The sequence below is a fragment of the Shinella sp. WSD5-1 genome, assembly GCF_963942435.1.
GTDB classification, from domain to species: domain Bacteria; phylum Pseudomonadota; class Alphaproteobacteria; order Rhizobiales; family Rhizobiaceae; genus Shinella; species Shinella yambaruensis.
Map to the genome: position 1 here is coordinate 230,286 of NZ_OZ012598.1, position 21,670 is coordinate 251,955.

At 65.7% G+C, this 21,670-nt stretch carries 18 protein-coding genes; 8 read left to right on the plus strand and 10 right to left on the minus strand.

What is annotated here, in order from left to right; all coding sequences use genetic code 11:
* Window positions 1–85: 85 nt before the first annotated feature.
* Together AABQ55_RS27860 and AABQ55_RS27865 are read right to left on the minus strand one after the other, a co-directional pair.
* Complete coding sequence (locus AABQ55_RS27860; RefSeq protein WP_445190519.1) at window positions 86–3,598, minus strand: PAS domain-containing protein; 3,513 nt, start codon at window positions 3,596–3,598, stop codon at window positions 86–88.
* 397 nt (window positions 3,599–3,995) lie between these two features.
* Window positions 3,996–4,778: an SDR family oxidoreductase gene (locus AABQ55_RS27865; protein ID WP_272808279.1), complete on the minus strand. Its 783-nt coding sequence runs from the start codon at window positions 4,776–4,778 to the stop codon at window positions 3,996–3,998.
* 136 nt (window positions 4,779–4,914) lie between these two features.
* On the opposite strand from AABQ55_RS27865, the gene AABQ55_RS27870 reads away from it, so the two are divergent.
* The 4 genes from AABQ55_RS27870 to AABQ55_RS27885 are packed head-to-tail and all read left to right on the plus strand — an operon-like array spanning window position 4,915 to window position 6,077.
* Window positions 4,915–5,121, plus strand: coding sequence for a hypothetical protein (locus AABQ55_RS27870; protein ID WP_272808278.1), 207 nt, complete (start codon window positions 4,915–4,917; stop codon window positions 5,119–5,121).
* Window positions 5,122–5,134: 13 nt separating this feature from the next.
* A complete protein-coding gene (locus AABQ55_RS27875; protein WP_272808277.1) occupies window positions 5,135–5,527 on the plus strand; it encodes a CBS domain-containing protein in 393 nt (130 codons plus the stop codon).
* Between the two features lie 2 nt (window positions 5,528–5,529).
* Window positions 5,530–5,790 carry a DUF982 domain-containing protein gene (locus tag AABQ55_RS27880; RefSeq protein WP_272808450.1) on the plus strand — a complete coding sequence of 87 codons (261 nt, stop codon included), beginning with the start codon at window positions 5,530–5,532 and terminating at the stop codon, window positions 5,788–5,790.
* Between the two features lie 29 nt (window positions 5,791–5,819).
* Window positions 5,820–6,077: a DUF2934 domain-containing protein gene (locus tag AABQ55_RS27885; RefSeq protein WP_272808276.1), complete on the plus strand. Its 258-nt coding sequence runs from the start codon at window positions 5,820–5,822 to the stop codon at window positions 6,075–6,077.
* Window positions 6,078–6,087: 10 nt separating this feature from the next.
* Here AABQ55_RS27885 and AABQ55_RS27890 read toward each other — a convergent pair whose 3' ends face one another.
* Both AABQ55_RS27890 and glgX read right to left on the minus strand, forming a co-directional pair.
* A complete protein-coding gene (locus tag AABQ55_RS27890; RefSeq protein WP_272808275.1) occupies window positions 6,088–7,113 on the minus strand; it encodes a DNA topoisomerase IB in 1,026 nt (341 codons plus the stop codon).
* A gap of 9 nt (window positions 7,114–7,122) precedes the next feature.
* Window positions 7,123–9,207, minus strand: coding sequence for a glycogen debranching protein GlgX (glgX, locus tag AABQ55_RS27895; RefSeq protein WP_272808274.1), 2,085 nt, complete (start codon window positions 9,205–9,207; stop codon window positions 7,123–7,125).
* Window positions 9,208–9,445: 238 nt separating this feature from the next.
* Between glgX and treZ the strand changes: the two genes are divergently transcribed.
* From treZ to treY, 3 genes are read left to right on the plus strand one after another with little or no spacing between them, the layout of a single operon-like run.
* Window positions 9,446–11,257 carry a malto-oligosyltrehalose trehalohydrolase gene (gene treZ / locus AABQ55_RS27900; protein ID WP_272808273.1) on the plus strand — a complete coding sequence of 604 codons (1,812 nt, stop codon included), beginning with the start codon at window positions 9,446–9,448 and terminating at the stop codon, window positions 11,255–11,257.
* 25 nt (window positions 11,258–11,282) lie between these two features.
* Window positions 11,283–11,654: a CBS domain-containing protein gene (locus AABQ55_RS27905; protein WP_244770681.1), complete on the plus strand. Its 372-nt coding sequence runs from the start codon at window positions 11,283–11,285 to the stop codon at window positions 11,652–11,654.
* 33 nt (window positions 11,655–11,687) lie between these two features.
* Window positions 11,688–14,339, plus strand: coding sequence for a malto-oligosyltrehalose synthase (treY, locus tag AABQ55_RS27910; RefSeq protein ID WP_272808272.1), 2,652 nt, complete (start codon window positions 11,688–11,690; stop codon window positions 14,337–14,339).
* Between the two features lie 11 nt (window positions 14,340–14,350).
* Here the strand turns inward: treY and AABQ55_RS27915 are convergent, their stop codons facing one another.
* The 6 genes from AABQ55_RS27915 to AABQ55_RS27940 all read right to left on the minus strand — a co-directional run bounded on the left by AABQ55_RS27915 (window position 14,351) and on the right by AABQ55_RS27940 (window position 19,993).
* Window positions 14,351–15,199: a sugar phosphate isomerase/epimerase family protein gene (locus AABQ55_RS27915; RefSeq protein WP_272808271.1), complete on the minus strand. Its 849-nt coding sequence runs from the start codon at window positions 15,197–15,199 to the stop codon at window positions 14,351–14,353.
* Window positions 15,199–16,404: an NAD(P)/FAD-dependent oxidoreductase gene (locus AABQ55_RS27920; RefSeq protein WP_272808270.1), complete on the minus strand. Its 1,206-nt coding sequence runs from the start codon at window positions 16,402–16,404 to the stop codon at window positions 15,199–15,201. Before AABQ55_RS27920 ends, AABQ55_RS27915 begins: the two co-directional genes overlap by 1 nt.
* 48 nt (window positions 16,405–16,452) lie before the next feature.
* Complete coding sequence (locus AABQ55_RS27925; RefSeq protein ID WP_272808269.1) at window positions 16,453–17,397, minus strand: substrate-binding domain-containing protein; 945 nt, start codon at window positions 17,395–17,397, stop codon at window positions 16,453–16,455.
* Between the two features lie 78 nt (window positions 17,398–17,475).
* Entirely contained in the window at window positions 17,476–17,787 is a 312-nt protein-coding gene (locus tag AABQ55_RS27930) for a MocE family 2Fe-2S type ferredoxin (protein ID WP_064333906.1), read from the minus strand.
* On the minus strand, window positions 17,784–18,818 hold the full coding sequence (locus AABQ55_RS27935) for a sterol desaturase family protein (RefSeq protein ID WP_272808268.1): 1,035 nt from the start codon (window positions 18,816–18,818) through the stop codon (window positions 17,784–17,786). The genes AABQ55_RS27930 and AABQ55_RS27935 overlap by 4 nt, the downstream gene beginning before the upstream one ends.
* Before the next feature lie 173 nt (window positions 18,819–18,991).
* Complete coding sequence (locus AABQ55_RS27940) at window positions 18,992–19,993, minus strand: LacI family DNA-binding transcriptional regulator (protein ID WP_272808267.1); 1,002 nt, start codon at window positions 19,991–19,993, stop codon at window positions 18,992–18,994.
* A gap of 448 nt (window positions 19,994–20,441) precedes the next feature.
* Between AABQ55_RS27940 and repA the strand changes: the two genes are divergently transcribed.
* Window positions 20,442–21,650 carry a plasmid partitioning protein RepA gene (gene repA / locus AABQ55_RS27945; RefSeq protein WP_272808266.1) on the plus strand — a complete coding sequence of 403 codons (1,209 nt, stop codon included), beginning with the start codon at window positions 20,442–20,444 and terminating at the stop codon, window positions 21,648–21,650.
* Window positions 21,651–21,670: the final 20 nt, after the last annotated feature.

Consider the following 21,670-nt stretch of genomic DNA (forward strand, 5'->3'; position numbering starts at 1 on the left):
AATGGCCTCCTCGTTGGGAATCTCCCCGCCAAACCCGCAAGGCCATGCAATGTTCCCTCGACGCGTGCGCATCGAGGAAAACGTCTCAGGCGGTCGCCGCCGCCAGCGCCGCGGCGATCTCGCGGCTGTCATAGGGCTTCAGCAGCAGCACGGCCGCCCGTTCGCCGGGAATGGCGGGCAGGCGGTCGTGGCCGGTGGCGAAGACGACGCCGATCTCCGCGTCTTCCGCGCGGGCATGGATGGCAAGGTCCGCCCCCGACATGGCGGGCAGGCCGATATCGGTCAGGAGGACGTCGAAGCGCCGTTCCTTCAGCAGGGGCAACGCCTGTTCCGCCGTCGCCGCCTCCACAACCTCATGGCCGAGTTCCTGCACGAGATCGACCGCATTGAGCCGGATCAGGAAATCGTCCTCGACCAGCAGGATCGCCAGCCGCTTTGTTTCCGGCGCCGCGACCATCCCGCCGTTCGCGGGCGTGTCGGCCTGCGATGAAGGCGGTCGGCGGCCTGCGAGGCTGGCACGGATCTTTCGGGCCAGCGCCTCCCGGCTGTAGGGCTTGGAGAGGAGATCGACGCCGGCGTCGAGCCGGCCCTCGTGAACAATGGAATTTTCGGTATAGCCGGACGTGAAGAGCACCGCGAGGTTCGGCAGGCGCTCGCGGGCCTTGCGGGCAAGGTCGGGGCTGCGCAGCGGGCCTGGCATGACGACATCGGTGAAAAGCAGGTCGATGGGCACGCCGCTTTCGATGACCGACAGTGCGCTTGCCGCGTCGCGCGCCTTCAGCACCGAATAACCGAGGTCGCCCAGCATCTCGACGACCGTTGCACGCACCTCGTCGTCGTCCTCGGCCACCAGGATCGTCTCCGTGCCGCCGGTGACCGGGCCGAAATCGACCTCGGCGAGACGGTCCTCCTCTTCCAGCGAGCGGGGCAGATAGATGCGCACCGTCGTGCCCTCCCCCGGTTCGCTGTAGATCTTCACATGCCCGCCCGACTGCTTGACGAACCCATAGACCATGGAAAGGCCGAGGCCGCTGCCCCTGCCGGCGGGCTTGGTGGAGAAGAAGGGCTCGAAGGCGCGCCCCAGCACGTCCGCCGACATGCCCTCGCCGGTATCGGTGACGGCGATGACGACATATTGGCCGGTCTTGATATCCGGATGATGGCGGACATAGGCGTCGTCGATATGCGCGTTGCCCACCTCGATCGTCAGCTTGCCGATGCCGTTCATGGCGTCACGGGCATTGATCGCGAGGTTGAGGATGGCGTTCTCGATCTGCGAGGGGTCGACGAAGGTGTTCCACAGGCCGCCGGAGCGGATGGTCTCGATCTCGATCGCTTCGCCGATCGTGCGATGCAACAGGTCCTCCAGCGCCATGACGAAGCGGCCGATGTTGATGACCTTCGGTTCCAGCGCCTGGCGGCGGCCGAAGGCGAGAAGCTGGTTGGCGAGCTTGGAGCCGCGGCTGACGCCGGCAATGGCATTGGCGACGCGCTGCTCCGCGCGGGCGTTGCCGGCCACGTCCTTGCCGAGCAGCTGGAGATTGCCCGAGATGACCTGCAGGAGGTTGTTGAAGTCGTGGGCGACGCCGCCCGTCAGCTGGCCGATCGATTCCATCTTCTGGGCCTGGCGAAGCTGGTCCTCCGCCTCCGCGAGCGCGCGGGCCTGTTCCCGTTCGGCGGTGACGTCCCGGCCGTAGGCGAAGGTCAGGCCCTCCTCGGCGAAGATGCGCCAGGAGATCCAGCGCACCGAGCCGTCGAGATGGCGCAAGCGCACGTCGAGGTCCGGGACGCCGGCGCGCCGGCTGGCAGCAAGGAAGGTGGCCGCATCCTCCGGCCAGACGAAGGAGCCGAGGCGCCGGCCGATGCTCTCGCGCGCCGGAAAGCCCAGCACCGCAGTCCAGGCCGGGTTGACCGAGCGGATCGTGCCGTCCTCGCCGGTCACCACCAGCAGGTCGCGGGCATTGCGCCAGAGACGGTTGACCTCCGCCGTGCGCTCGCTGACCTGACGTTCGAGCGAGTTGGCGAGCTGCTCCAGCTTCTGCTCGACACGCCGCCGCTCCACGGCGATGCGGGTGCGGGCCGCGACGTCGCGCACGAAGTCGAGCTCGCTTTCCGACCATTCGCGCACCTCGGCATGGTTGAGGTAGAGCAGTGCGACGAGGCCCGAAGCCTCCGTCACCGGCATGTTGATGAACGCCCGCGCCTTGATCGCCTTCAGCGCCTCGGCGGTCGCCTTCGTCCGGGGGTCCTGTTCGGCATCCGCCACCACGACGGTCTCGCCGCGCTTCAGGTCGTCGATATAGGTGCCGTATTCGCGGAAATTGAGCACGCCGGCGATCGTCTTGACGCCCGGGGCGTTCCAGTCGCGCTCGATGGTGATCGTCTCGGCAACGAGGTCGATGGTACCATATCCCGCGCGGCTGACATTGTGCGCCTTCGCCAGCGTCTCGGCCGCGGCGAAGGCGATGTCGGCGGGGTCGGTGAGCTGGCTGAAACGGTCGGTGAGTTCGATCAGGGCGTTGCGCCGGATCTCCTCCGCCCGCTCCTCCGTGACGTCGACATTGACGCCGATCATGCCGAGGAACTCGCCGCCCGCGCCGAAGCGCGGCTGCGCCTGCGTGCGCAGCAGCCGGTAGCACCCGAGCTTGCGGCGATAGCGTGCCTCGGCGGTGAACGGCACCTGCCGGCGCATGGCCTCGCCGACGGTCGCGGCCAGTGCCTGCCGGTCGTCGGGATGCACCGTGTCGTTCCAGTCGAAGCTGGCGACGTCCTCCGGCGCCACCCCCCAGAAGGCGCGTTTCGCTGCGTTCAGGTAGAGGCACCTGCCGTTCTGGTCGCCCATCCAGAGCATGACGGGCGCATTGTCCGCCGCGAGCCGGAAGCGGGCTTCGCTTTCCCGTAGCGCCTCCTCGGCCGCCCGCTGTTCGGTGACGTCGTGGCCCTGGACGAGCACGCCGGTCGCCTTGCCGCTGTCGTCGAAAACCGGCTGGTAGATGAAATCGAGGTAGCGCTCGACCGGCGCCTCGTCATGCCCGCGCCGCAGGAGGACGCGCGCGCCCCTGCCGAAATAGGGGCGGCGGGTCGAAAGGACACGATCGAGCAGATCGACGAAGCCCTGCTCGACGACCTCGGGCAGCGCCTCCCGGATCGGCTTGCCCAGGATGTCCCGGCGGTCGACGAGCTGGAGATAGGCATTGTTGGCGATCTCGAAGACATGGTCCGGGCCGGAGAGCGTCGCCACGAAGCCGGGTGCCTGCTCGAACATCAGGCGAAGCCGCTCGCGCTCCGTCTTCAGCCGCTCCTCGGCCTTCACCTTGGCGGTGGTCTCGACCACGATGGCGATGACCCCGGCCGGGTGGCCATCCTCGCCGAGCACCGGCGAGTAGTCGAGGTTCATCCAGACCTGTTCCGGCTCGCCCCGGCGCCGGTAGAGCGTCAGCTCCTGGTCCTTGTAGGCGAGCGTTCCGCCGGCTAGACCGACCTTCATGACATTGTCGTTGAAATCGGCGACCTCCGGCCATCCCTCGCGGACCTTGCTGCCGAACAGGGCCGGATGCCGCTCGCCGGCAAAGACGGAATAGGCATCGTTGTAGATCATGATGCCGTCTTCCCCCCAGAGCAGGACGATCGGCACCGGCGAGCGCAACAGAAAGCCTACCGTCGTCTTGAGGCTCTGCGGCCATCCGTCCAAGGGGCCGACCGGTGTTCGGGACCAATCGAAAGCACCAATCAACAGGGCGGCATCGCCGCCACCGCTTAGAAATGGATAGCGGCTGTCCACCGCGTCGTTCAGACCCTCACCCAGCCCCATTCACTGCCTCTTTCAAATGCCCCGCGGCCGGCTACGCGCCTTATCTGGCGTCACCGGGAAAAGCCGCTGCCCATGCTGCCCGTCTCGATCCGCACCTCTCACGACGGCGGAACCGCGAGAGGAGATAGGGCGCGGCCCCGCCGCGTCAAACGACGGGCAGGCGCCATATCCCGGCACCCGCACCCTAGCGCAACAGACCCTGTCCGCCGTCGATCCACAGCGGGATACCCGTGATGTGCCGCGCCTTGGAGGAGGCGAGGAAGAGGATCGCGTCGGCAACCTCGTCGGCGGTCCCGGGCTTGCCCTGCGAGACCGGTATATCGCCCTGCGGCCAGATAACGGGGATGCCGGCCTCGCCCGCCCCGCGCCGCTCGGTGTTGTCGTCGATGCGCGTCTCGATGGCGCCGGGGCAGACGGCGTTGATGCGGATGCGCGCCTTGCCGAGCTCCAGTGCCAATTGCTGCACCATGGCGACCTGCGCCGCCTTGGTGGCCGCATAGGCGGTCGCGCCCGCCGTCGAGAAGGTGCGCGTGCCGTTGATCGAGGAGACGACGACGATCGCGCCCTCCCCTGCCCGCTTGAGCAGGGGGACGGTGAGATGCAGCGTGAGATAGGTGCCGCGTAGGTTGGTGGCGATCGTCTCGTCCCATTCGGCAGGCGTCAGGTCGTCGATCGGCGCCCAGACGCCGTTGATCCCCGCATTGGCGACGACGATGTGGAGGCCGCCGAACGCCGTGGAGAGCTGCTCCACGGCAGCGCGCATCGACGCCTCGTCCGCCACATCCGCTGCAAGCGCCAGGGCCTCGCCGCCCTGCCGGCGGATCTCGGTGGCGACCGCTTCCACCTCGTCCGGGTTGCGGCTCAAGACACCGACACTGGCGCCATGGCGCGCGAATGCCAGGGCCGTCGCCTTGCCGATCCCGGACCCAGCGCCGGTGACGAGGGCGATCTTTCCTGCAAACAGCATGGGCAACTTTCTCCGCGTGATACCGGTCCGGCTCGGCAATAATGCTCGGAAGGCACGTCGGTTCCGGGGTTTTTCGGGAACCAAGCGCGGGCGCTTGCGTTTGTTGAAAAGACAAAACCGTTCGCAGGAGTCCGACGTGCGCCAGAAGAAGAAGCCGCTAGCCCGCAAACCCGCCGTTACCCCCGATGCGGACCTCCGGAACACCCGCAAACGCCGCAATTCCTGGGAGCCGCAGGTGATCGTGCCGCAGCAGGTCGATTTGCCGCTCAACCGACCGGACCACGACGAGGTGGTCGTCCCCGCCGCGCCGAACGGCCGCAGCCTCATCAATGGGCGGTTATGAAGGGGCGACGAAGATGCGTGTGAAGGACGTGATGTCCGCCCAGATCGTGACCGTCTCTCCCAATGATACCGCACAATCGGCCGCACGGCTGATGCTGGAAACCGAGGTCGGCGCCCTTCCGGTCGAGGTGCCGGGCGTCGGCGCCATCGTCGGCATCATCACGGATCGCGATATCGTCGTGTCGGTCCTCGGCCGGGGGCATTCCACCTCCATGGCAATTGCCGAATTCATGACCGTGTCGCCTGAAGTGTGTAACGAGAGCGACGACACGACCGCGGTGGCGGCCCGCATGCGCGAACTCGGCGTGCGGCGCCTCGTGGTGGTGAATGACGACCGGCGGGTCGTCGGCATCGTCAGCCTTGTCGATATTCCCGCCGAAAGACCCGCAATGGAGGGGTCGCAATGACCATCTTTGCAACCGACCGGCTATGGGACGAAGCGGTCGTGCTGGAGGGCGACAAGCAGGTTCTTCGCGTTCAGAGCACGCGGGACGCCCTGCTGTGCCTGAAGAACCATTGGCCGATCGAAGACGGACCTGCAGCGCTGATAGCCAGAAGCGTCTGCGAGCAGGGGCTGACAAACGACGACGACCCGGCCTTCGCGCGCCGCGCCTTCATCGAAGCGGCGAAGGAAGCCGGTTTCCGCGTGAATTCATGGACGGCGGCATAGACCGCTGCCACTACCGAAGGGACATCATCGTGAACGACGAACGCCAGGAATGGATCAGCAAGCGTGCCTATGGCCTATGGGAGGCGGAAGGCCGCCCGCACGGCAAGGATCGCGAGCATTGGGAACAGGCGGCACGCGAGCGCGCCGAACTGGAGCGGGTCGCCCTGCCGGAGCATCTGAAGACGAAACGCAATTCCAACGATATCGACGACGCCACCCGCAGGGCCGTCGACGCGATCCGCCGCCCGCCGCGGAAAGACGGCAAGGCGCTTGCCCTTAGCCATTGATGCGGCGACCCTAACCCTGCTGCGCCCTTTTCCGGTTTTCGAGAAAGCGCAGCAGGCGTTCCTCCTCCACCCGCAATCCTGAAATGTCGAGCACGGGGCATTTCAGGGCAAGGCCGAGGGCTTCCGGTGTTTCGGCGAGTGCGATGATATCCGGGTGGATGTAGCTCGACCGGGCGATGGCCGGCGTATTGTGCAGGGCTTCGGCCGTCGCCTCGGCCATGCCCTTGATCGTCGGGCGGCCGCCCTCTTCGATCGCGTGGCGGGCATGGGTGAAGGCGGTGAGGCTGCCGGCCCAGGTGCGAAAGGTCTTCGCCGAAATGGCGATGCCGGAAATCTCGGCGAGATAGGTGTTGAGCCGCCCGGAATCGATCGGCCGCACCAGATCGCCCTCGTCCTTCCAGACGAAGAGCTGGCGGCCCGGCAGGTCGGCACAGTCCTCGAGCAGGCGCTGGAGGCGGGGATGTTTCAGCGTCCGGCGCACGCGCTTGCCGCCTTTGGCGGTGAACCGTAGCGCGATGCGTCCCTCCGCAAGCGAGACATGACGTTTCAGGAGCGTCGTCGCGCCATAGGTCTTGTTCTCCACCGCATAGGCCCGGTTGCCGACACGAAGCTGCGCTTCGTCGAGCAGTACCGTGATTGCGGCCAGCATCGTATCGACCGCGCCGGGCGCGCCTTCAAGGTCGCGCCGGACCGCGCGCCGCAGTTTCGGCAGCGCGCGGCCGAAGGCGATGAGCTGGTCGAACTTGTCGCCGCTCTTCAGTGCCTGCCAGTCGGGATGGTAGCGATACTGCTTGCGCCCGCGCGCGTCATAGCCGGTGGCCTGCAGATGGCCGTTGGCCTCCATGCAGATCCAGACATTCTCATAGGCCGGCGGCAGGCCGAGCGCGGCAATGCGCGCCTTCATATCCGCATCGCGCAGCAGCGCCCCGTCGGGCAGGCGATAGCAGAAACCGCGGCCGGACCGCTGGCGCCGGATGCCGGGCTCGCTGTCGCTGACATAGACGAGGCCGGTTTCCTTGAGGTTTTCCGGTGCCATGGTCGATGGTCAGCCTGCCGGTTCGAAGGCGGCAATGCTCGCGCCGGAGACCATGACGGAGCCGTCGGCGGGATGTTCGGCAAAGGCATCGTCGTCAGATCCCGTGTCGAGCACCCGTTTCCATGCCGTGATGCCGTTCGCTGCGGGCAGCGTCACCGTGCAGTCCCCGCCCGCGTTGAAGACCATGAAGAGCTGGTCCACCCCTTCCCCGTTGGCCGGCTTGGCGAGAAAGAGGCCGAGGGTGCGCAGATTTCCGTCCTTCCAGGCGGCGTCGGTCATGAGGGCGCCGTCGGGTCCGTACCAGGCGATCTCGACGGTGCCGTCCTCGCCTGCCTCGCCCGTCAGGAACCGTTCCTGCCGGAGCGCCGGATGGCGCTTGCGGAAGGCGATGGCGCCCTTGCAGAAGTTGAGGAACGGATCATCGAGGCCGTCCCAGTCGGTCCAGCCCGTCTCGTTGTCCTGGCAATAGGCATTGTTGTTGCCGTTCTGGCTGTTGCCGAGTTCGTCGCCGCCGAGCAGCATCGGCACGCCCTGGCTGAGCAGCAGGGTCGCGATCATGTTGCGCCGGCGGCGATCGCGTGCCGAGCGGATGGCCGGGTCCTCCGTCGGGCCTTCGACACCCATATTGTGCGAATGGTTGTCGGAATGGCCGTCGCGGTTGTCCTCGCCGTTCGCCTCGTTGTGCTTGCCGTCATAGGAGACGGTGTCCATGAGCGTAAAGCCGTCATGGGCGCTGATCAGGTTGACCGACGAGGTGGCGCCGCGATCGGAATGGTTGAACTGCGGTGCCGAGCCGGTGAGCCGTGTCGCAAGCCCCGAAACGAGGCCGCCATCGCCCTTCCAGAAGCGGCGCACGTCGTCGCGGTACTTGTCGTTCCATTCGCGGAAGGGGTGCGGGAAGCCGCCGACCTGGTAGCCGCCGTCGCCGACGTCCCAGGGCTCGGCGATCAGCTTCACGCCGGAAAGGATCGGGTCCTGCCGGATCGCATCGAAGAACGTGCCTTCGCGGTCGAACTCGATGTGCCGCGTGCGCCCGAGGGTGCTGGCAAGGTCGAAGCGGAAGCCGTCGACATGCATGACGCCGACCCAGTAGCGCAGGCTGTCGAGCACCATGCGCAGCACCATGGGATGGGCGATGTTGAGTGTGTTGCCGGTGCCGGTCGTATCATAGGTATGGCGCAGGTCGCCCGGCGACAGCCGGTAATAGCTGAGATTGTCGAGCCCGCGGAAGCTCAGGGTCGGGCCACGTTCGGAGCCTTCGGCCGTATGGTTGTAGACGACGTCCATGATGACCTCGATGCCGGCGGCATGGAAGCGTTTGACCATGGTCTTGAACTCGGTGATGGCACGGCCGGAGAGGAAGCGCGGCTGCGGCGCGAAGAAACCGAGCGTCTGGTAGCCCCAATAGTTGCGCAGCCCCTTTTCCACGAGATAGCGGTCGTCGGGAAAATACTGGATCGGCAGGAGTTCTATGGCGGAAATGCCGAGATCGACGAGATGCTCGATGATCGGATCGCTCGCCATGCCCATGAAGGTGCCGCGCAGCTCTTCCGGTACGCCGGGATGGCTCATCGTCATGCCGCGCACATGCGCCTCGTAGATGATCGTTTCGGTCCATGGCCGGCGGATGGCGGCATCGCCCGCCCAGTCGAAGTCCGGATCCTGCACCACGCCCTTGACCATGAAGGGTGCGCTGTCCCGCTCGTCGAAGGAGAGGTCGCCGGCCGGATCGCCGATGCTGTAGCCGTAGAGGGCGTCGTCCCAGGCGATCTCGCCGACGATTTCCTTGGCATAGGGATCGAGGAGCAGCTTGTTGGGATTGAAACGGTGGCCGTTCTTCGGGTCGTAGGGGCCTTGCGCCCGGTAGCCGTAGACGGTGCCGGGCTTCAGGCCGGCGATATAGCCGGACCAGATGTCGCCCTCGCGCTTGGGCAGCGGCAGCCGGTCGGTCTCCTCCTTGCCGTCGTCGGAGAACAGGCAGAGTTCCATCTGCTCGGCATGGGCGGAAAAGACGGCGAAATGCGTGCCCTCGCCGGTGAATTCGGCGCCGAGCTCCGGCTTCATGAAGTCGAGTTCGGAAAATGAATAGCTCATGCGATGCGTCCCCTTCGGTCGAGCAGGTGCTCCCCTGAAGCAACAGGCAGACGGGCCGAAAATCCCGTGCCGCCGCCGCCAGTTCTCATCGTGGCCCGCGACGGGTTTCGCCGGGAGGAACGGAGAGCGCCGGTCCGGTGCGAGGAGAGCGATGGTGCAACGCGAAAAGACGGGATTTGTTCCGGAACATTTTCACCGCTGCCCGGTTCCCTTCCCCGCATTCAGCAAGAGGATCCGCATGACGCAGGCATCGTTGACGCCGAGATGCTGGGGGCCGGCCCTCCTTGAGGACGGGCGGGTGCAATTCCGCCTCTGGGCACCCGCCGAAGACGGGGTCACGCTGCTTGTCGGACGCAACGAGATCGCCATGCGCCCGGCCGGCGACGGCTGGTACGCGGTCGAGACGGACCTTGCGCGTCCGGGCGACAGCTATTCCTTCCGGCTTTCCGATGGCCTCGTGATCCCCGATCCCGCCACGCATGCGCAGGAGAAGGATGTCGAAGGCCCCTCCGTTCTTATCGACCATGCCGGCTATGCCTGGCAGCATTCCGGCTGGAAGGGGCGCCCATGGGAGGAGGCGGTTCTCTACGAATTGCATGTCGGCGCCTTCACGCCGGAAGGCACCTTCCGTGCCGCCATCGAGCGGCTTCCGCACCTGCGCGATGTCGGCATAACCGCCATCGAGATCATGCCCGTCGCGCATTTCGCCGGGCAGCGCGGCTGGGGTTATGACGGCGTGCTGCACTATGCGCCGCACAATGCCTATGGCACGCCCGACGACCTGAAGGCGCTGATCGATGCCGCGCATGGCCATGGGATCATGGTCCTGCTCGATGTCGTCTACAATCATTTCGGTCCGGTCGGGAACGTCCTGCCGCGCATAGCCCCGCCCTTCTTCCATCCCGAACGCCATACGCCCTGGGGCGCGGCGCTCGCCTTCGAGCGCGAGGCGGTGCGCCGCTATTTCATCGACAACGCGTTGCACTGGATCGTCGGCTACCGGTTCGATGGCCTGCGCCTCGATGCGACCGAGGAGATCCATGACGAAAGCGAGCGGCACGTCCTCATCGAAATGGCGGAAACGATCCGGCAGGCCGTCCCGGATCGGCAGGTCCACCTCGTCGTCGAGGACCAGTTGAGCCGCAAGAGCCTTCTGAACCGCGACGATGGCGTGGTGCGCCACTACACGGCCGGCTGGAACGACGAGTTCCACCATGCCCTGCATGTCGTCGCGACCGGGGAGCGGCAGGGGCACTACGCGCCCTTTGCGCAGGACACCTATGCACTCCTGCGCGAGGCGGCGGCCAAGGGGTTCGTGCATGCGGATCGCAGCCGGGACCGGGTGGGGCCGGCGCCGCAGGATCGCCTGCCGCCGCAGGTCAATGTCAACTTCCTGCAGAACCATGACCAGGTCGGCAACCGGGCCTTCGGGGACCGGCTCGCGCGGCTTGCCGATCCGGCGCTGCTCGACGTCATGACGGCGTTGCTGCTGCTCGCTCCGCCGGTGCCCCTGCTCTTCATGGGAGAGGAGTATGGCGAGGATCGGCCCTTCCTCTTCTTCGCCGATTTTACCGGCGACCTGGCCCGGGCCGTGCGGCAGGGGCGCAAGAAGGAGGCGGAGAAGTTCGGCGGGCTGGCGGCGGGCCAGACCGTGGAAGACCTTCCCGATCCGAATGCCGAGGAGACCCTGCAGCGCTCGAAGCTCGACTGGTCCCGCGCGACCTCGCCCGGTGGCCGGCGGCGCATCGACTTCGTGCGCGCGCTGATCCGGCTTCGGCAGACGCATGTCGCGCCGCTGCTCTCGGCAGAGGCCACCCCGCATATCCTGCCCGCCGAGGACGGCGTTCTTGCCATCGACTGGCGTTTTCCTGCCGCCACTCTTTGCCTGCGGGCAAACCTGACCGGGGAACGCAAGGCCTGGCCGGCGGCCGGGGGAGATGCGATCTTCGAACTTGCGGCGGAAACCGCGGCCGGCCCGGCGATTGTCGTCACCGTCGATCACGCCGCGAGCGCGCCCATTGGAACCAAAGTCGCGCTCGCCGGTTCCTAGCGAAAGCGCTCAGCAAGAGGTCCCCATGCCCATCGGCGACATCATGACCCGCAATGTCCATCTCGTCCGGCCCGAAGAGACCCTTCAATACGCCGCAAGCCTGATGGCGGAATGGGATATAGCCTTCCTGCCCGTGGCCGACGCAAGCGGCCTCGTCGGCACCCTCACCGATCGCGACATCATCCTGCGGGCCGTCGCGCCGGGGCTCAATGCGGAAACGACGAAGGTCGGCGACGTCATGACGACCAACATCACCTATTGTTTCGAGGATGAGGAGCCGGAGGGCGTGCTGGCCAACATGCAGTCGCTGCATCTGCGCCGCCTCGCCGTGCTCGACCGGCAGAACCGGCTGGCCGGGGTAGTTTCACAATCGGATTTCAAGCGCCGCCGGACTTGACCTCTTCGTGCCGCCGGCCAGCGAGGCAGTGCCTTGATCCCGATCCGCTCGACCTATCGCCTCCAGTTCCGCAACGGCATGGATTTTGCCCGGGCATGCAAGCTTGTGCCCTATCTCGAGGCGCTCGGCATAAGCCATCTCTATGCCTCTCCCGTCATGACCGCGGTCGGTGGATCGACCCACGGCTACGACATCACCGATGCAAACGAAATCGACCCCGGCCTTGGCGGGCTCGATGGCTTGCGGCGCCTGTCTGTCGATCTCCGTGCCCGCGGCATGGGGCTCATCCTCGACATCGTGCCCAACCACATGGCCGCCAATCTGGAAAATCCTTGGTGGCGGAATGTCGTGACATGGGGCGCGGAAAGCCCCTTCGCCCGGTACTTCGATATCGACTGGTCCGAGCGCCTGACGCTTCCCTTCCTCGGCGATGGTTTTGACGCGGAGCTGGCAAGCGGGGCGATGAGCCTCGCGCTCGACCCGCGCGACGGGTTGCTGGCGCTTCGCTATCACGAGACCTTCTATCCACTTCATCCGCGCAGCTATCCGCTGGTCCTGGCCGATGCGGGGCCGCCGGCCCTTGCGGATCTGCGTGCGGCCGGTGCCGTCCTCCATCCCGGGGATGAGGCGGAGAACCTGCACCGTCTGTCCGGCGTGCTTGCTGTCCCGGGCAATCGGGAGGCGATCACCGAAGGATTGGAGGCGATATCGCGGGATCCCGCCCGGCTTCGTACAATCCACGATGCCCAGCCCTGGCAGCTGACCGACTGGAAGACCGCCGGCCGGCACCTGACCTATCGCCGATTCTTCGAGATCGCCGGCCTGGTGGGCCTGCGCGTGGAGGATGCCCGCGTTTTCGAAGACAGCCACCGCCTGATCATCGACCTCGTGCGCGAGGGGATCGTGGACGGGCTCAGGATCGACCATATCGACGGGCTTGCCGATCCTCTTGGCTATCTTGGGCTTCTGCGGGCCGCCGTCGGCTCCGCCCCCTATATCGCCACCGAAAAGATTCTTGAGAGGAACGAGCCCTTCCCGGCGGATTGGCCCGTCCAGGGCACGACCGGCTACGAATTCATCGGGGCGCTGGCGGATGCCCTTGTCGACGAACGGGGGCAGAAGCGCTTGCAACAGGCTTTCGCCGCGTTGAAACCGCCGGACCGGCAGCACGCCTACTCCGAGGAGAGGCGGAGCGCCAAACGGCAGATGCTGACGGAGAATTTCGCGGGCGAAGTGGCGGGCGTCGCAAGGCTTGCGAAGACGATCGCCGATGCGGGCGGGCTGGGTTTCGACCACGCGATCCTGGCGGAGGCGATCCGTGTCTTCATCATCGCGCTCCCCGTCTACCGTACCTATACGACGGAGACCGTCGTGCCCGAAGGCGACCGCGCCTTGGTGCATGCGGTACGCAAGAATGCTATCGAAGCCGCGCAGAAGGCCGCGCTTCGTCCTGCGATCGATTTCGTGGCCGCGCTTCTGATCGACGATCCGGTTCCCGCCGAAGCAGGACCCCGCGCCGAATTCCGGCGGCGCTTCCAGCAGCTCAGCGGCCCGATCATGGCAAAGGCGGTGGAGGACACCCTGTTCTACCGGGAAAATGCCGTTATCGCCCTCAACGAGGTCGGCGGCGACCCCGGCACCGCAGCCGGCGGCGTGCCGGCATTCGATGCCTTCATGGCGAACCGGGCGGAGGCCATGCCGAACGGCCTGTCGGCAAGCTCGACCCATGATACGAAACGGGGCGAGGACGCCCGCGCCCGGCTCTACACGCTGACCGAGGCGCCGGATGCCTGGATTGCCGCGACACGGCGGTGGGGCGGGCTCAATGCATCCCTGCGCCATGCGTCCGGTGGGCGAAGCGTGCCGGAACCGGAGGTGGAATGGCTCATCTACCAGTCGCTCGCCGGCATCTGGCCGTCCGGTGCTTCTGACGACCCCGCCGCACTGGGGATGCTGGGGGAGCGGATGAGGCTCTACGCCACCAAGGCCCTGCGCGAGGCGAAACGCGCCACGAGCTGGACAGAACCCGATGCCGAATACGAACGGATGGTCGGTGATTTCGTCGATGGTTTGATGCAGCACGATGCCTTCCTGCGGGATTTCGACGCGACACTTGCTCCCTTCATCGATGCCGGCCGGATGAATGCCCTCAGCCAGGCGATGATCAAGCTGACGGCGCCAGGGATTCCCGATCTCTACCAGGGCAGCGAGCGCTGCGATTTCTCCCTCGTCGATCCCGACAACCGGGCGATGCTGGATGTCGCCGGAATGGCGATCCCCGAAAGGCCCGAACCCACCGGCGCGACGTTTCCCCTCTACAAGCAATGGCTCACGGCGACCGTGCTGACGGCAAGACGGATGAGCCCCCTCCCCTTCTCGGGTCCCTACCAGCCCCTCGCCGTTTCCGGCGGCGACGGTGGCGCGCTTGCCTTCCTGCGCGGCACGCAGCAGGCCTTCGCGATCGTCGCCGTTCCCCGGCTCACCTTTGGAAAGGTGACGCCCGGCACTCTGCTGTTGCAGGATACAGCCCTACGCGAGATGGCCGCTGCCCTCCCCTCTCGCCTGGTTGGCCGCGTCCTGCGCTCCGTTCTCGATGGAGATACTTTCACGCTCGGCCAGGATCTCCCACTTTCCCTCCTCTTCGCCAAGTCCCCTGCGGCACTGCTCCTTTCGGTGGACCAGTAGGTAAGCGTTCGTTAACCATCCCGAGCGGGCGCGGCACTGGCAGCCCAGAGATCGAGCGCCATCCCGCGGAGCTGAAGCGCCTCCTCCCACCGGTCCGTCGTGTCGTTGCCGTCCCGACCGGTGATCGCATAGGGTTTTGGCCCCAACTCGCAGGTGAAGACCAGCGTGGCGTTCTCGGCTGCGCGGGAGCGCCAGTCGCGGAAGCCGTAGTCCCACCACGCGCGGAAGAGATCGACCCAGGGGCGGTGATGCGGGAAGGAGATTTCGATCTGCACCTGCTCGCGCGAGGCGACACGGCCGTGGAAGGCCTGGGCATTGTTGAGGATGCGCCGGATCAGCGCATGGTTCTCCTGCGAGACCGGAAAGGCGAACTCCCGGCCGACCAGGAAATGCGAGAGGTCGGCGAGAAGCGGCAGGTCGGGCCGCCGGTCGAGGAGATCGAGCGTGAAGTAGAGGTCCGTGGTCATCCGGTCGCGATGCGTCTCGATATAGACGGGAACGCCTGCCTTTTCGGCAAGCTCCATCCATCCGTCGAGAAGCGGCAGGCAATCCTCGATCCGGCGCGGGCGGACATCGGGTTGCAGGTTGATATGGCTGACCGGGAATTCGGTGGCCAGCTCCAGCGGCAGGCGCAGGTCGTCTACGCTGCGGGGGAAGCAGACGCCTTCGATCTTCAGGCCGGTGCCGCTTAGTGTTTCGTTAAGGCGGGTGACATCGGCGCGGTTGGTATAGTGCGCGCTGACACCGTCGAACCCTGCCCTTGCGATCATCGCGATGTTTTCCGCAAGGCTGCGCTCATGGCCATCCGTATGGCGGCGCTCCATGGCCCAGAGCGACTGGAAGACGAGCAGCATCTGCATCAGGCGGCCCGGGCGCTCTTGAGAAACGCCTTGAGGTTGACGGCCGGATCGGCAAGCGCCGGGAGATCGGGACGGATGCCGGCGGCAATCAGCATCTCGGCCAGCTTGATGTCCCTCGCCACCGCGTTGCCGGCGCCGAGGCCGGCTGCCGCCACGAGGCGACCGTCCGCAAGGTAGAATTCCAGTTCGCCCCCGGCAACCGGTCGCAGGATGCTCTGGTGCCCCGGTTGGGGCAGGCCTGCCACCTGCAGGCCGAGATCGTATTGATCGGACCAGAACCAGGGCGTGGCGGCAAAGGCCTCGTGGGCGCCGGTCATGTTCCGCGCGGCCGTCTCGGCCTGGCTGCGCGCATTGCGCCAGCTCTCGAACCGCATGGCGCCGCCGCCCGGTTGGGAAACGGCGGCACAATCGCCGGCGGCGAAGATATGCGGGTCGCTCGTGCGCAGGAAGCTGTCGGTGAGGATGCCGTTCGCCGTTGCGAGCCCCGCCCTCTCGGCAAGCGAGATGTCGGGCAGAACGCCGATGGCCGAGATGACGGTGCCGGCGGGAACGCGGCTGCCATCGGCAAGCATGACGGCATCGGGGGTGATTTCGGCAATGCCGAGACCGAGATGAAAATGCACGCCCTCCTCCCGGTGCCGGGCATGCAGCCTTTCGGTAAAGCGTGGCGGAACCGCCCGTCCGAGCGGCCTGGATGCTGCCTCGATGATGCTGACGGCAATGCCCTTGCCTCGCAGTACCGCGGCAAGCTCCATGCCGATCAGCCCGCCGCCGATGATGGCGACAGGCCCGCCGGTTTCGGCGCGGGAAAAGAGGGTCTCGGCATCGCGATAGGTGCGGAAGTCGAGCGCGCGCTCGGCGCCGGGGCATGCCAGCCGGCGGGGCTGGGCGCCGGTGGCAAGCAGGAGTTTGCCATAGGACAATATCCGGCCGTCGCTGAGGGCTATGCTGCGGCGGGCGGCGTCGATGCGGATGGCGGCGAGGCCCTGGTGATAGGCAATGCCGGCGGCTTCCAGCGCCCCGGCCGTGCAGATCGCCTTCATCTGCACGGCTCCGTCCAGTGGCTTGGAGAGCGGCGGACGCTCATAGGGCAGGTGCGGCTCCGTGCCGATCAGCGTGACGGTGCCGGAAAAGCCGGTTTCGCGGGTGGCGAAGGCTGCGCGGGTGCCGGCCTCGCCCGCCCCGATGATGACGATATCGTCCATGCTGGTCTCCGTGGAAAGGGACCGGCGCGGGGCGCCGGTCGGGGAGGATCAGTTCCGGCTGGCGTAGTCGGCCATGTTTTTCGGCGTGACGAGCTCGAAGGGCACCCAGACCTGCTTTTCGATCGCCTCGCCGCGCACCAGCGCCACCGCGGTATCCACCGCGCTTGCCGACTGGCCCTTGGCATTCTGGAACACGGTCGCGTCGAGGTCGCCCGCCGCCATGGCGGCAAGACCGTCCTGCGTCGCGTCGATGCCGATGACGATCACGTCGTCCATGGAGACGCCCGCTGCCTTGAGGGCCTGGATCGCGCCGATCGCCATTTCGTCATTGTTGGCGAAAACCACATCGATGGGCCGACCGGCGGTGATCCAGTTGGTCGTCAGGTCCATGGCATTGGTGCGCGTCCAGGCGCCGGACTGTTCGTCAGCGATGGTGACACCCTTGCAGTCGCTGGCGGCCAGCGCGTCCTTGAACGAGGAGGTACGGTCGCGCGAGGCCTGGTGGGCAAGGTCGCCCATCAGGATGTAGACCTGCGCATCGCTCGCCTTGCCCTTTTCCTTCAGCAGGGAACAGGCGGCCTCTGCGCCAAGTTCGCCGGAATCGGTCTCCTTGGATCCGACATAGGCCTGCTTTTGCGGTAGCGCGCCGACATTGTCGGGCTCGAGATTGAGATAGACGAGCGGGATGCCGGCTTTTTCGGCGGCCTCGCTGATGCCGGGGGCGGCGGAGGTGTCCGTCAGCGTCATGATGATCGCGTCCACCCCTGCGGCGATGAAGTTGTTCACCTGGTTGAGCTGCTTGGAAATGTCGGTCTGGGCGTCCTCGATCTGGACATTGACGCCATTGATCTCGGCGGCCCGCGCGCCGATCCCCTCGCGCAAGAGGGTCTGGAAGTTGTTGTCGAAACTCTGCATCGAGACGCCGATCGTCTCGGCTGCGGCAGCACTTCCCATCAAGGCGGCCAGAGCGGCCGCCAGGCACATGGATTTCATGGTATCCTCCCAATGTGGGTGCCGGTCCACCCGCTCGCACTCCGGAGGCCCGACGGGCCCGCTTGTCGGCACGCCGCCCTAGCCGAGGGCGACGCGAACCTCTCCGTCGATCACCTCGGCGGGATAGGTTTTCAGGTTCTCGCAGGCCGGCAGGCGCAGGGCCTCGCCGGTGCGATAGTCGAAGGCGCCGGAATGCTTGGGACATTCCACCTCGAAATCCATGACCAGCCCTTCGGCAAGATGGATCGCCTCGTGGGTGCACAGGCCAGCGGTGCAATAGACGCTGTCGTCCGGCGCGCGGTAGATCGCGTAGGTGCGGCCGCCATGATCGAAGCGGATGGCGCCTTCCTGTTCGATATCGGTGAGCTTGCAGGCTTGAACCCAGGTCATTCGGCGGCTCCCTGGACTTCAGCGCGGGCCTTGCGGGCGGCGAGCTTTTCCTTGCGCCTGCGGTAGCGCTCCTGCATGCGGGCCTCGCCTTCCGCCGAGCCGTCGTGCCAGGTGCCGAACCATTTATCGAGCGGGATCAGGGCGTCGCCGTAGTTCACCTCGAAATATTTGTGGTGCAGGTAGTGCGCATAGGCATGGCTGTCGACCAGCGTCTCTTCGCCGACCTCCACCTTGTCGAAGCCGACATGGCCGGGGATGGCGCCGAAGCCGGCATAGTGGAGCTGGTAGAGCATCAGGACGGGGTTCGACGGCAGGATCAGGTGGTAGAAGGCGGTGCCGAGATAGAGCAGGTGCTCGACCGGATGCATCGACAGTGACGACCAGGGCGACGGGTTCACCGAATTGTGGTGGACCGAATGCACCCACTTGTAGAGGAACGGCGTGTGGATGAGCCGGTGGATGCAGAAGAAGTGGAACTCGTGGATGATCGGCACCACAAGGGCGACGAGTGCCAGCGTCCACGGATTTTCGGCAAAGCTCAGCCAGGGCGCATAGCCATTGGCATAGGCCCAGAGCATGGCGACCTCGATCGCCGTCCAGATGGTGACGCCCGAAAGGAACGTGCGCAGGATGTTGTCGAGGTTCTGGCTCTCGAACCAGAAGGCCTTGTTCTTCTGGTCGGCGGGGAATTTTCCGTTGTACTTGAAGCGGTTTTCCTGCCGCTTCAGCACATAGAGATGCAGTTCGAAGGCGCCGTAGAAGAGAAGAACGCAAACCGCATTCACCGCATAGAGCCAGGCGGCCCAGCCGATGCCGAGGGTCTGCATCGTCTCAACCGGCGGGATCACCCAGGCCCAGTAGGCGACGGCAGAGGCCGCGAAGATGGCGTTCCACGGAAAGAAATAGTGCGGCAACCACTTGAGGATCGCCAGGAAGCGGGGCGGAAAGGTAAACAGCGGCGCGGTTTCCACCGGCTGGTTCGGCGCCCAGTCCCCGCGCTTGTTGCGCGTTCCGTATTGCAGATCGTCCATTGCGCTCTCCCTCGGACGTGCGGGTGCATCGGCACCCGCGGAATTTCCCTGTTGGAAGGAGCGCATGCCGCGCCGCTCGCCGCGTTGCGCCTTGCGCAATGCCGGCTTTCCTCCCGACTTGGAAATTATCAAGAGCTCGCCGGAATGCCGAAGGGTTCTTTGATCAAATCAGATCAGAGGCCCTCGGCGGTGATGGTGATGAAGCGGATGGGGCTTGGGTCTGGTTCGACATCCGTCAGGCCGATGCGGCGCAGGACGAGATCGAGCGCGCGCTGGGCCTGTGCTTCCGGCGCCTGGTCGAGAACGACATCCATGATGCCCTCGCTGAGCGCCGCGCGGGTATAATCGGTCAGCTCGTGCCCGACGAACAGGATGTCCCTGCCCCGTGGATGGCGACGCAGCACGCTGATCAGCGCGGAATTGGCCCCTCCGGCATTGTAGAGGCCGACGAGACCGGGATATTTCTCCAACGCGATGGCAAGGGTCTCCGCGCTGAAATGCTCCTCATCCCGGGTGAAGCCGAGCCATTCGAAGGCGATCGGGCCGGGATGGGCGGCGAAATAATCGGAAAAGCCGCGGATGCGGTCGCGGTGCACCTGATAGATCGGATGGCAGAGGGCGACGACGGGGCCTTCTGCCCGGGCCATACGGCCGATGAACCAGGCGGCCGTCCGCCCGGCGGCCTGGTTGTCGATGCCAACGAAGGCGCCGGTCTTTTCCGAGGCGCGGGTGACGACATGTACGACGGGCACGCCCTGGGCCGCCACCGCCTCCACCGCCGCCTTGATGAGCGGGCTGTTGGGCACGGCGAGGATGAGGCCCGCGCGCGGCAGGTCAGTCGAGCGGATATGGCGCGCGATCTGCTCCGGGTTCATCTCCTCGGTAAAGCTGCGATGCACCACGACCAAGGGATCCAGTGTCGCGGCGATGCGCTCGAACGCCTTGGACAGGCGCCGGTAGAACGTCGTCTCGGGACGGACCATCAGGACTTCGATGCGCAGCAAGCCGCGATGCGCATCGGGCAGCGTGCGGGGATAGTTGAGGCTGCGGGCGGCGATCACCACCTTCTCGGTCAGTTCGGGGCGCACGCCGCCACGCCCGTTCAATACCCGCTCCACCGTCGCGGTGCCGACCCCGGCAAGGCGGGCAATGTCCTTGTAGTTGGACTTGCTCATTGTATCGCGGGCTCCTCGAACCGGTCCGTGCTTCGCCCGGCAGGCCTCGCGCCTGCCGCGGGTTTTCGCATGAATGCATCATCGAATCCCTGTCTCCAACAAGGCCTGATCCCGACAAATCTGTCGATGGGCCTTCCATTGTCGCAAGGCATGGGCGGAATGCGACGCGGATGGCAGGATGAAACGCGATTCGGCCGCCCGGATCGTCGGCCGCCGGCGCGACCATGACGCAAGGGCGCCGCGAAGCATCGGAAGGCGCGCGGCGGTCGCCTGCGGCTGGGTGAAAAAGCAAAGCTGCGGCAAGGTGTTAGCTTCTCGCTGCCGTTTCATGTCAGCCGGCTGGCAGGTTGTTAACCTTAAAAACCTTGCCCCCCCTAGAGAATCGCACATAATCACGCTTATGTAGCCTTTTACGGCTGAAAATCGTTATCTGAGAGAATGACCGTTCATGAACGCTAATCCCAGCGCTTCGGTGCACAACCCCGTGAATTTCGAGGACCAAATCCTCGAACAGGGCGATCTGATCTCGAAGAAGCTGCATCTGCTCAGCGTGCAACGATTCCCGCCGAATGCAAGGAAGACCTTGCGGCCGTTTTCGCTGGCCGAGGTTGCGAACTATGTCGGTGTTTCGCAGAGCACCTTGAAGAAACTGCATCTCGACGGCAAAGGCCCCTCCCCGCAGACCTCGCCTTCCGGCCGCCGCTCCTATACGGCCGGGCAGATGCTGGAGCTGCGCCAGTATCTCGACCAGCACGGCCGTTCGGAAAGCCGCATGTATGTGCCGCATCGCCGCAATGGCGAGAAGCTGCAGGTGGTTGCCGTCGTCAACTTCAAGGGCGGTTCCGGCAAGACGACGACCGCGGCGCATCTGGCGCAATATCTCGCCCTGACCGGGCATCGGGTGCTGGCGGTCGATCTCGACCCGCAGGCCTCGCTCTCCTCCCTGCACGGCTTTCAGCCGGAGCTCGACCAGGTGGCGTCGATCTACGATGCCATCCGCTATGATGGGGAGAAGAAGGCTCTTGCCGATATCATCCGGCCGACCAATTTCCCCGGGCTCGATATCGTTCCGGCCAATCTCGACCTGCAGGAATACGAATACGACACGCCGCTTGCCATGGCGGACAAATCGTCGAACGAGGGCAAGACCTTCTTCACCCGCATCTCGCGGGCGCTGGCGGAGGTGGACGACAAGTACGATGTCGTGGTGATCGACTGCCCGCCGCAGCTCGGCTACCTGACGCTGACGGCTCTGACGGCCGCGACCAGCGTGCTCATCACCATCCATCCGCAGATGCTGGACGTCATGTCGATGGGCCAGTTCCTGCTGATGCTGGGCGGCATTCTGAAGCCGATCCGCGCGGCCGGGGCCGAGGTCAATCTTTCCTGGTACCGCTACCTCATCACCCGCTACGAGCCGATGGATGTGCCGCAGGCGCAGATGGTCGGCTTCATGTCGACCATGTTCCACGAGTTCATGCTGAAGAACCAGATGGTGAAATCCACGGCCGTCTCCGATGCCGGCATCACCAAGCAGACGCTCTACGAGGTCGAACGCGCCGCCATGAATCGCGCAACCTATGACCGCGCGCTGGAATCGCTCGACGCCGTCAATGAGGAAATCACAGATCTTATCCACCGTTCGTGGGGGCGCTGATTTGTCGGCTGACAAAATCG

What these genes read in the sequence shown, in the direction of transcription:
- AABQ55_RS27860 (WP_445190519.1), bottom strand. Translation starts at nt 3,598, where the DNA reads ATGATCTACAACGATGCCTATTCCGTCTTTGCCGGCGAGCGGCATCCG.
- AABQ55_RS27865 (WP_272808279.1), bottom strand. Translation starts at nt 4,778, where the DNA reads ATGCTGTTTGCAGGAAAGATCGCCCTCGTCACCGGCGCTGGGTCCGGG.
- AABQ55_RS27875 (WP_272808277.1), top strand. Translation starts at nt 5,135, where the DNA reads ATGCGTGTGAAGGACGTGATGTCCGCCCAGATCGTGACCGTCTCTCCC.
- AABQ55_RS27890 (WP_272808275.1), bottom strand. Translation starts at nt 7,113, where the DNA reads ATGGCACCGGAAAACCTCAAGGAAACCGGCCTCGTCTATGTCAGCGAC.
- glgX (WP_272808274.1), bottom strand. Translation starts at nt 9,207, where the DNA reads ATGAGCTATTCATTTTCCGAACTCGACTTCATGAAGCCGGAGCTCGGC.
- treZ (WP_272808273.1), top strand. Translation starts at nt 9,446, where the DNA reads ATGACGCAGGCATCGTTGACGCCGAGATGCTGGGGGCCGGCCCTCCTT.
- AABQ55_RS27905 (WP_244770681.1), top strand. Translation starts at nt 11,283, where the DNA reads ATGCCCATCGGCGACATCATGACCCGCAATGTCCATCTCGTCCGGCCC.
- AABQ55_RS27915 (WP_272808271.1), bottom strand. Translation starts at nt 15,199, where the DNA reads ATGCAGATGCTGCTCGTCTTCCAGTCGCTCTGGGCCATGGAGCGCCGC.
- AABQ55_RS27920 (WP_272808270.1), bottom strand. Translation starts at nt 16,404, where the DNA reads ATGGACGATATCGTCATCATCGGGGCGGGCGAGGCCGGCACCCGCGCA.
- AABQ55_RS27925 (WP_272808269.1), bottom strand. Translation starts at nt 17,397, where the DNA reads ATGAAATCCATGTGCCTGGCGGCCGCTCTGGCCGCCTTGATGGGAAGT.
- AABQ55_RS27930 (WP_064333906.1), bottom strand. Translation starts at nt 17,787, where the DNA reads ATGACCTGGGTTCAAGCCTGCAAGCTCACCGATATCGAACAGGAAGGC.
- AABQ55_RS27935 (WP_272808268.1), bottom strand. Translation starts at nt 18,818, where the DNA reads ATGGACGATCTGCAATACGGAACGCGCAACAAGCGCGGGGACTGGGCG.
- AABQ55_RS27940 (WP_272808267.1), bottom strand. Translation starts at nt 19,993, where the DNA reads ATGAGCAAGTCCAACTACAAGGACATTGCCCGCCTTGCCGGGGTCGGC.
- repA (WP_272808266.1), top strand. Translation starts at nt 20,442, where the DNA reads ATGAACGCTAATCCCAGCGCTTCGGTGCACAACCCCGTGAATTTCGAG.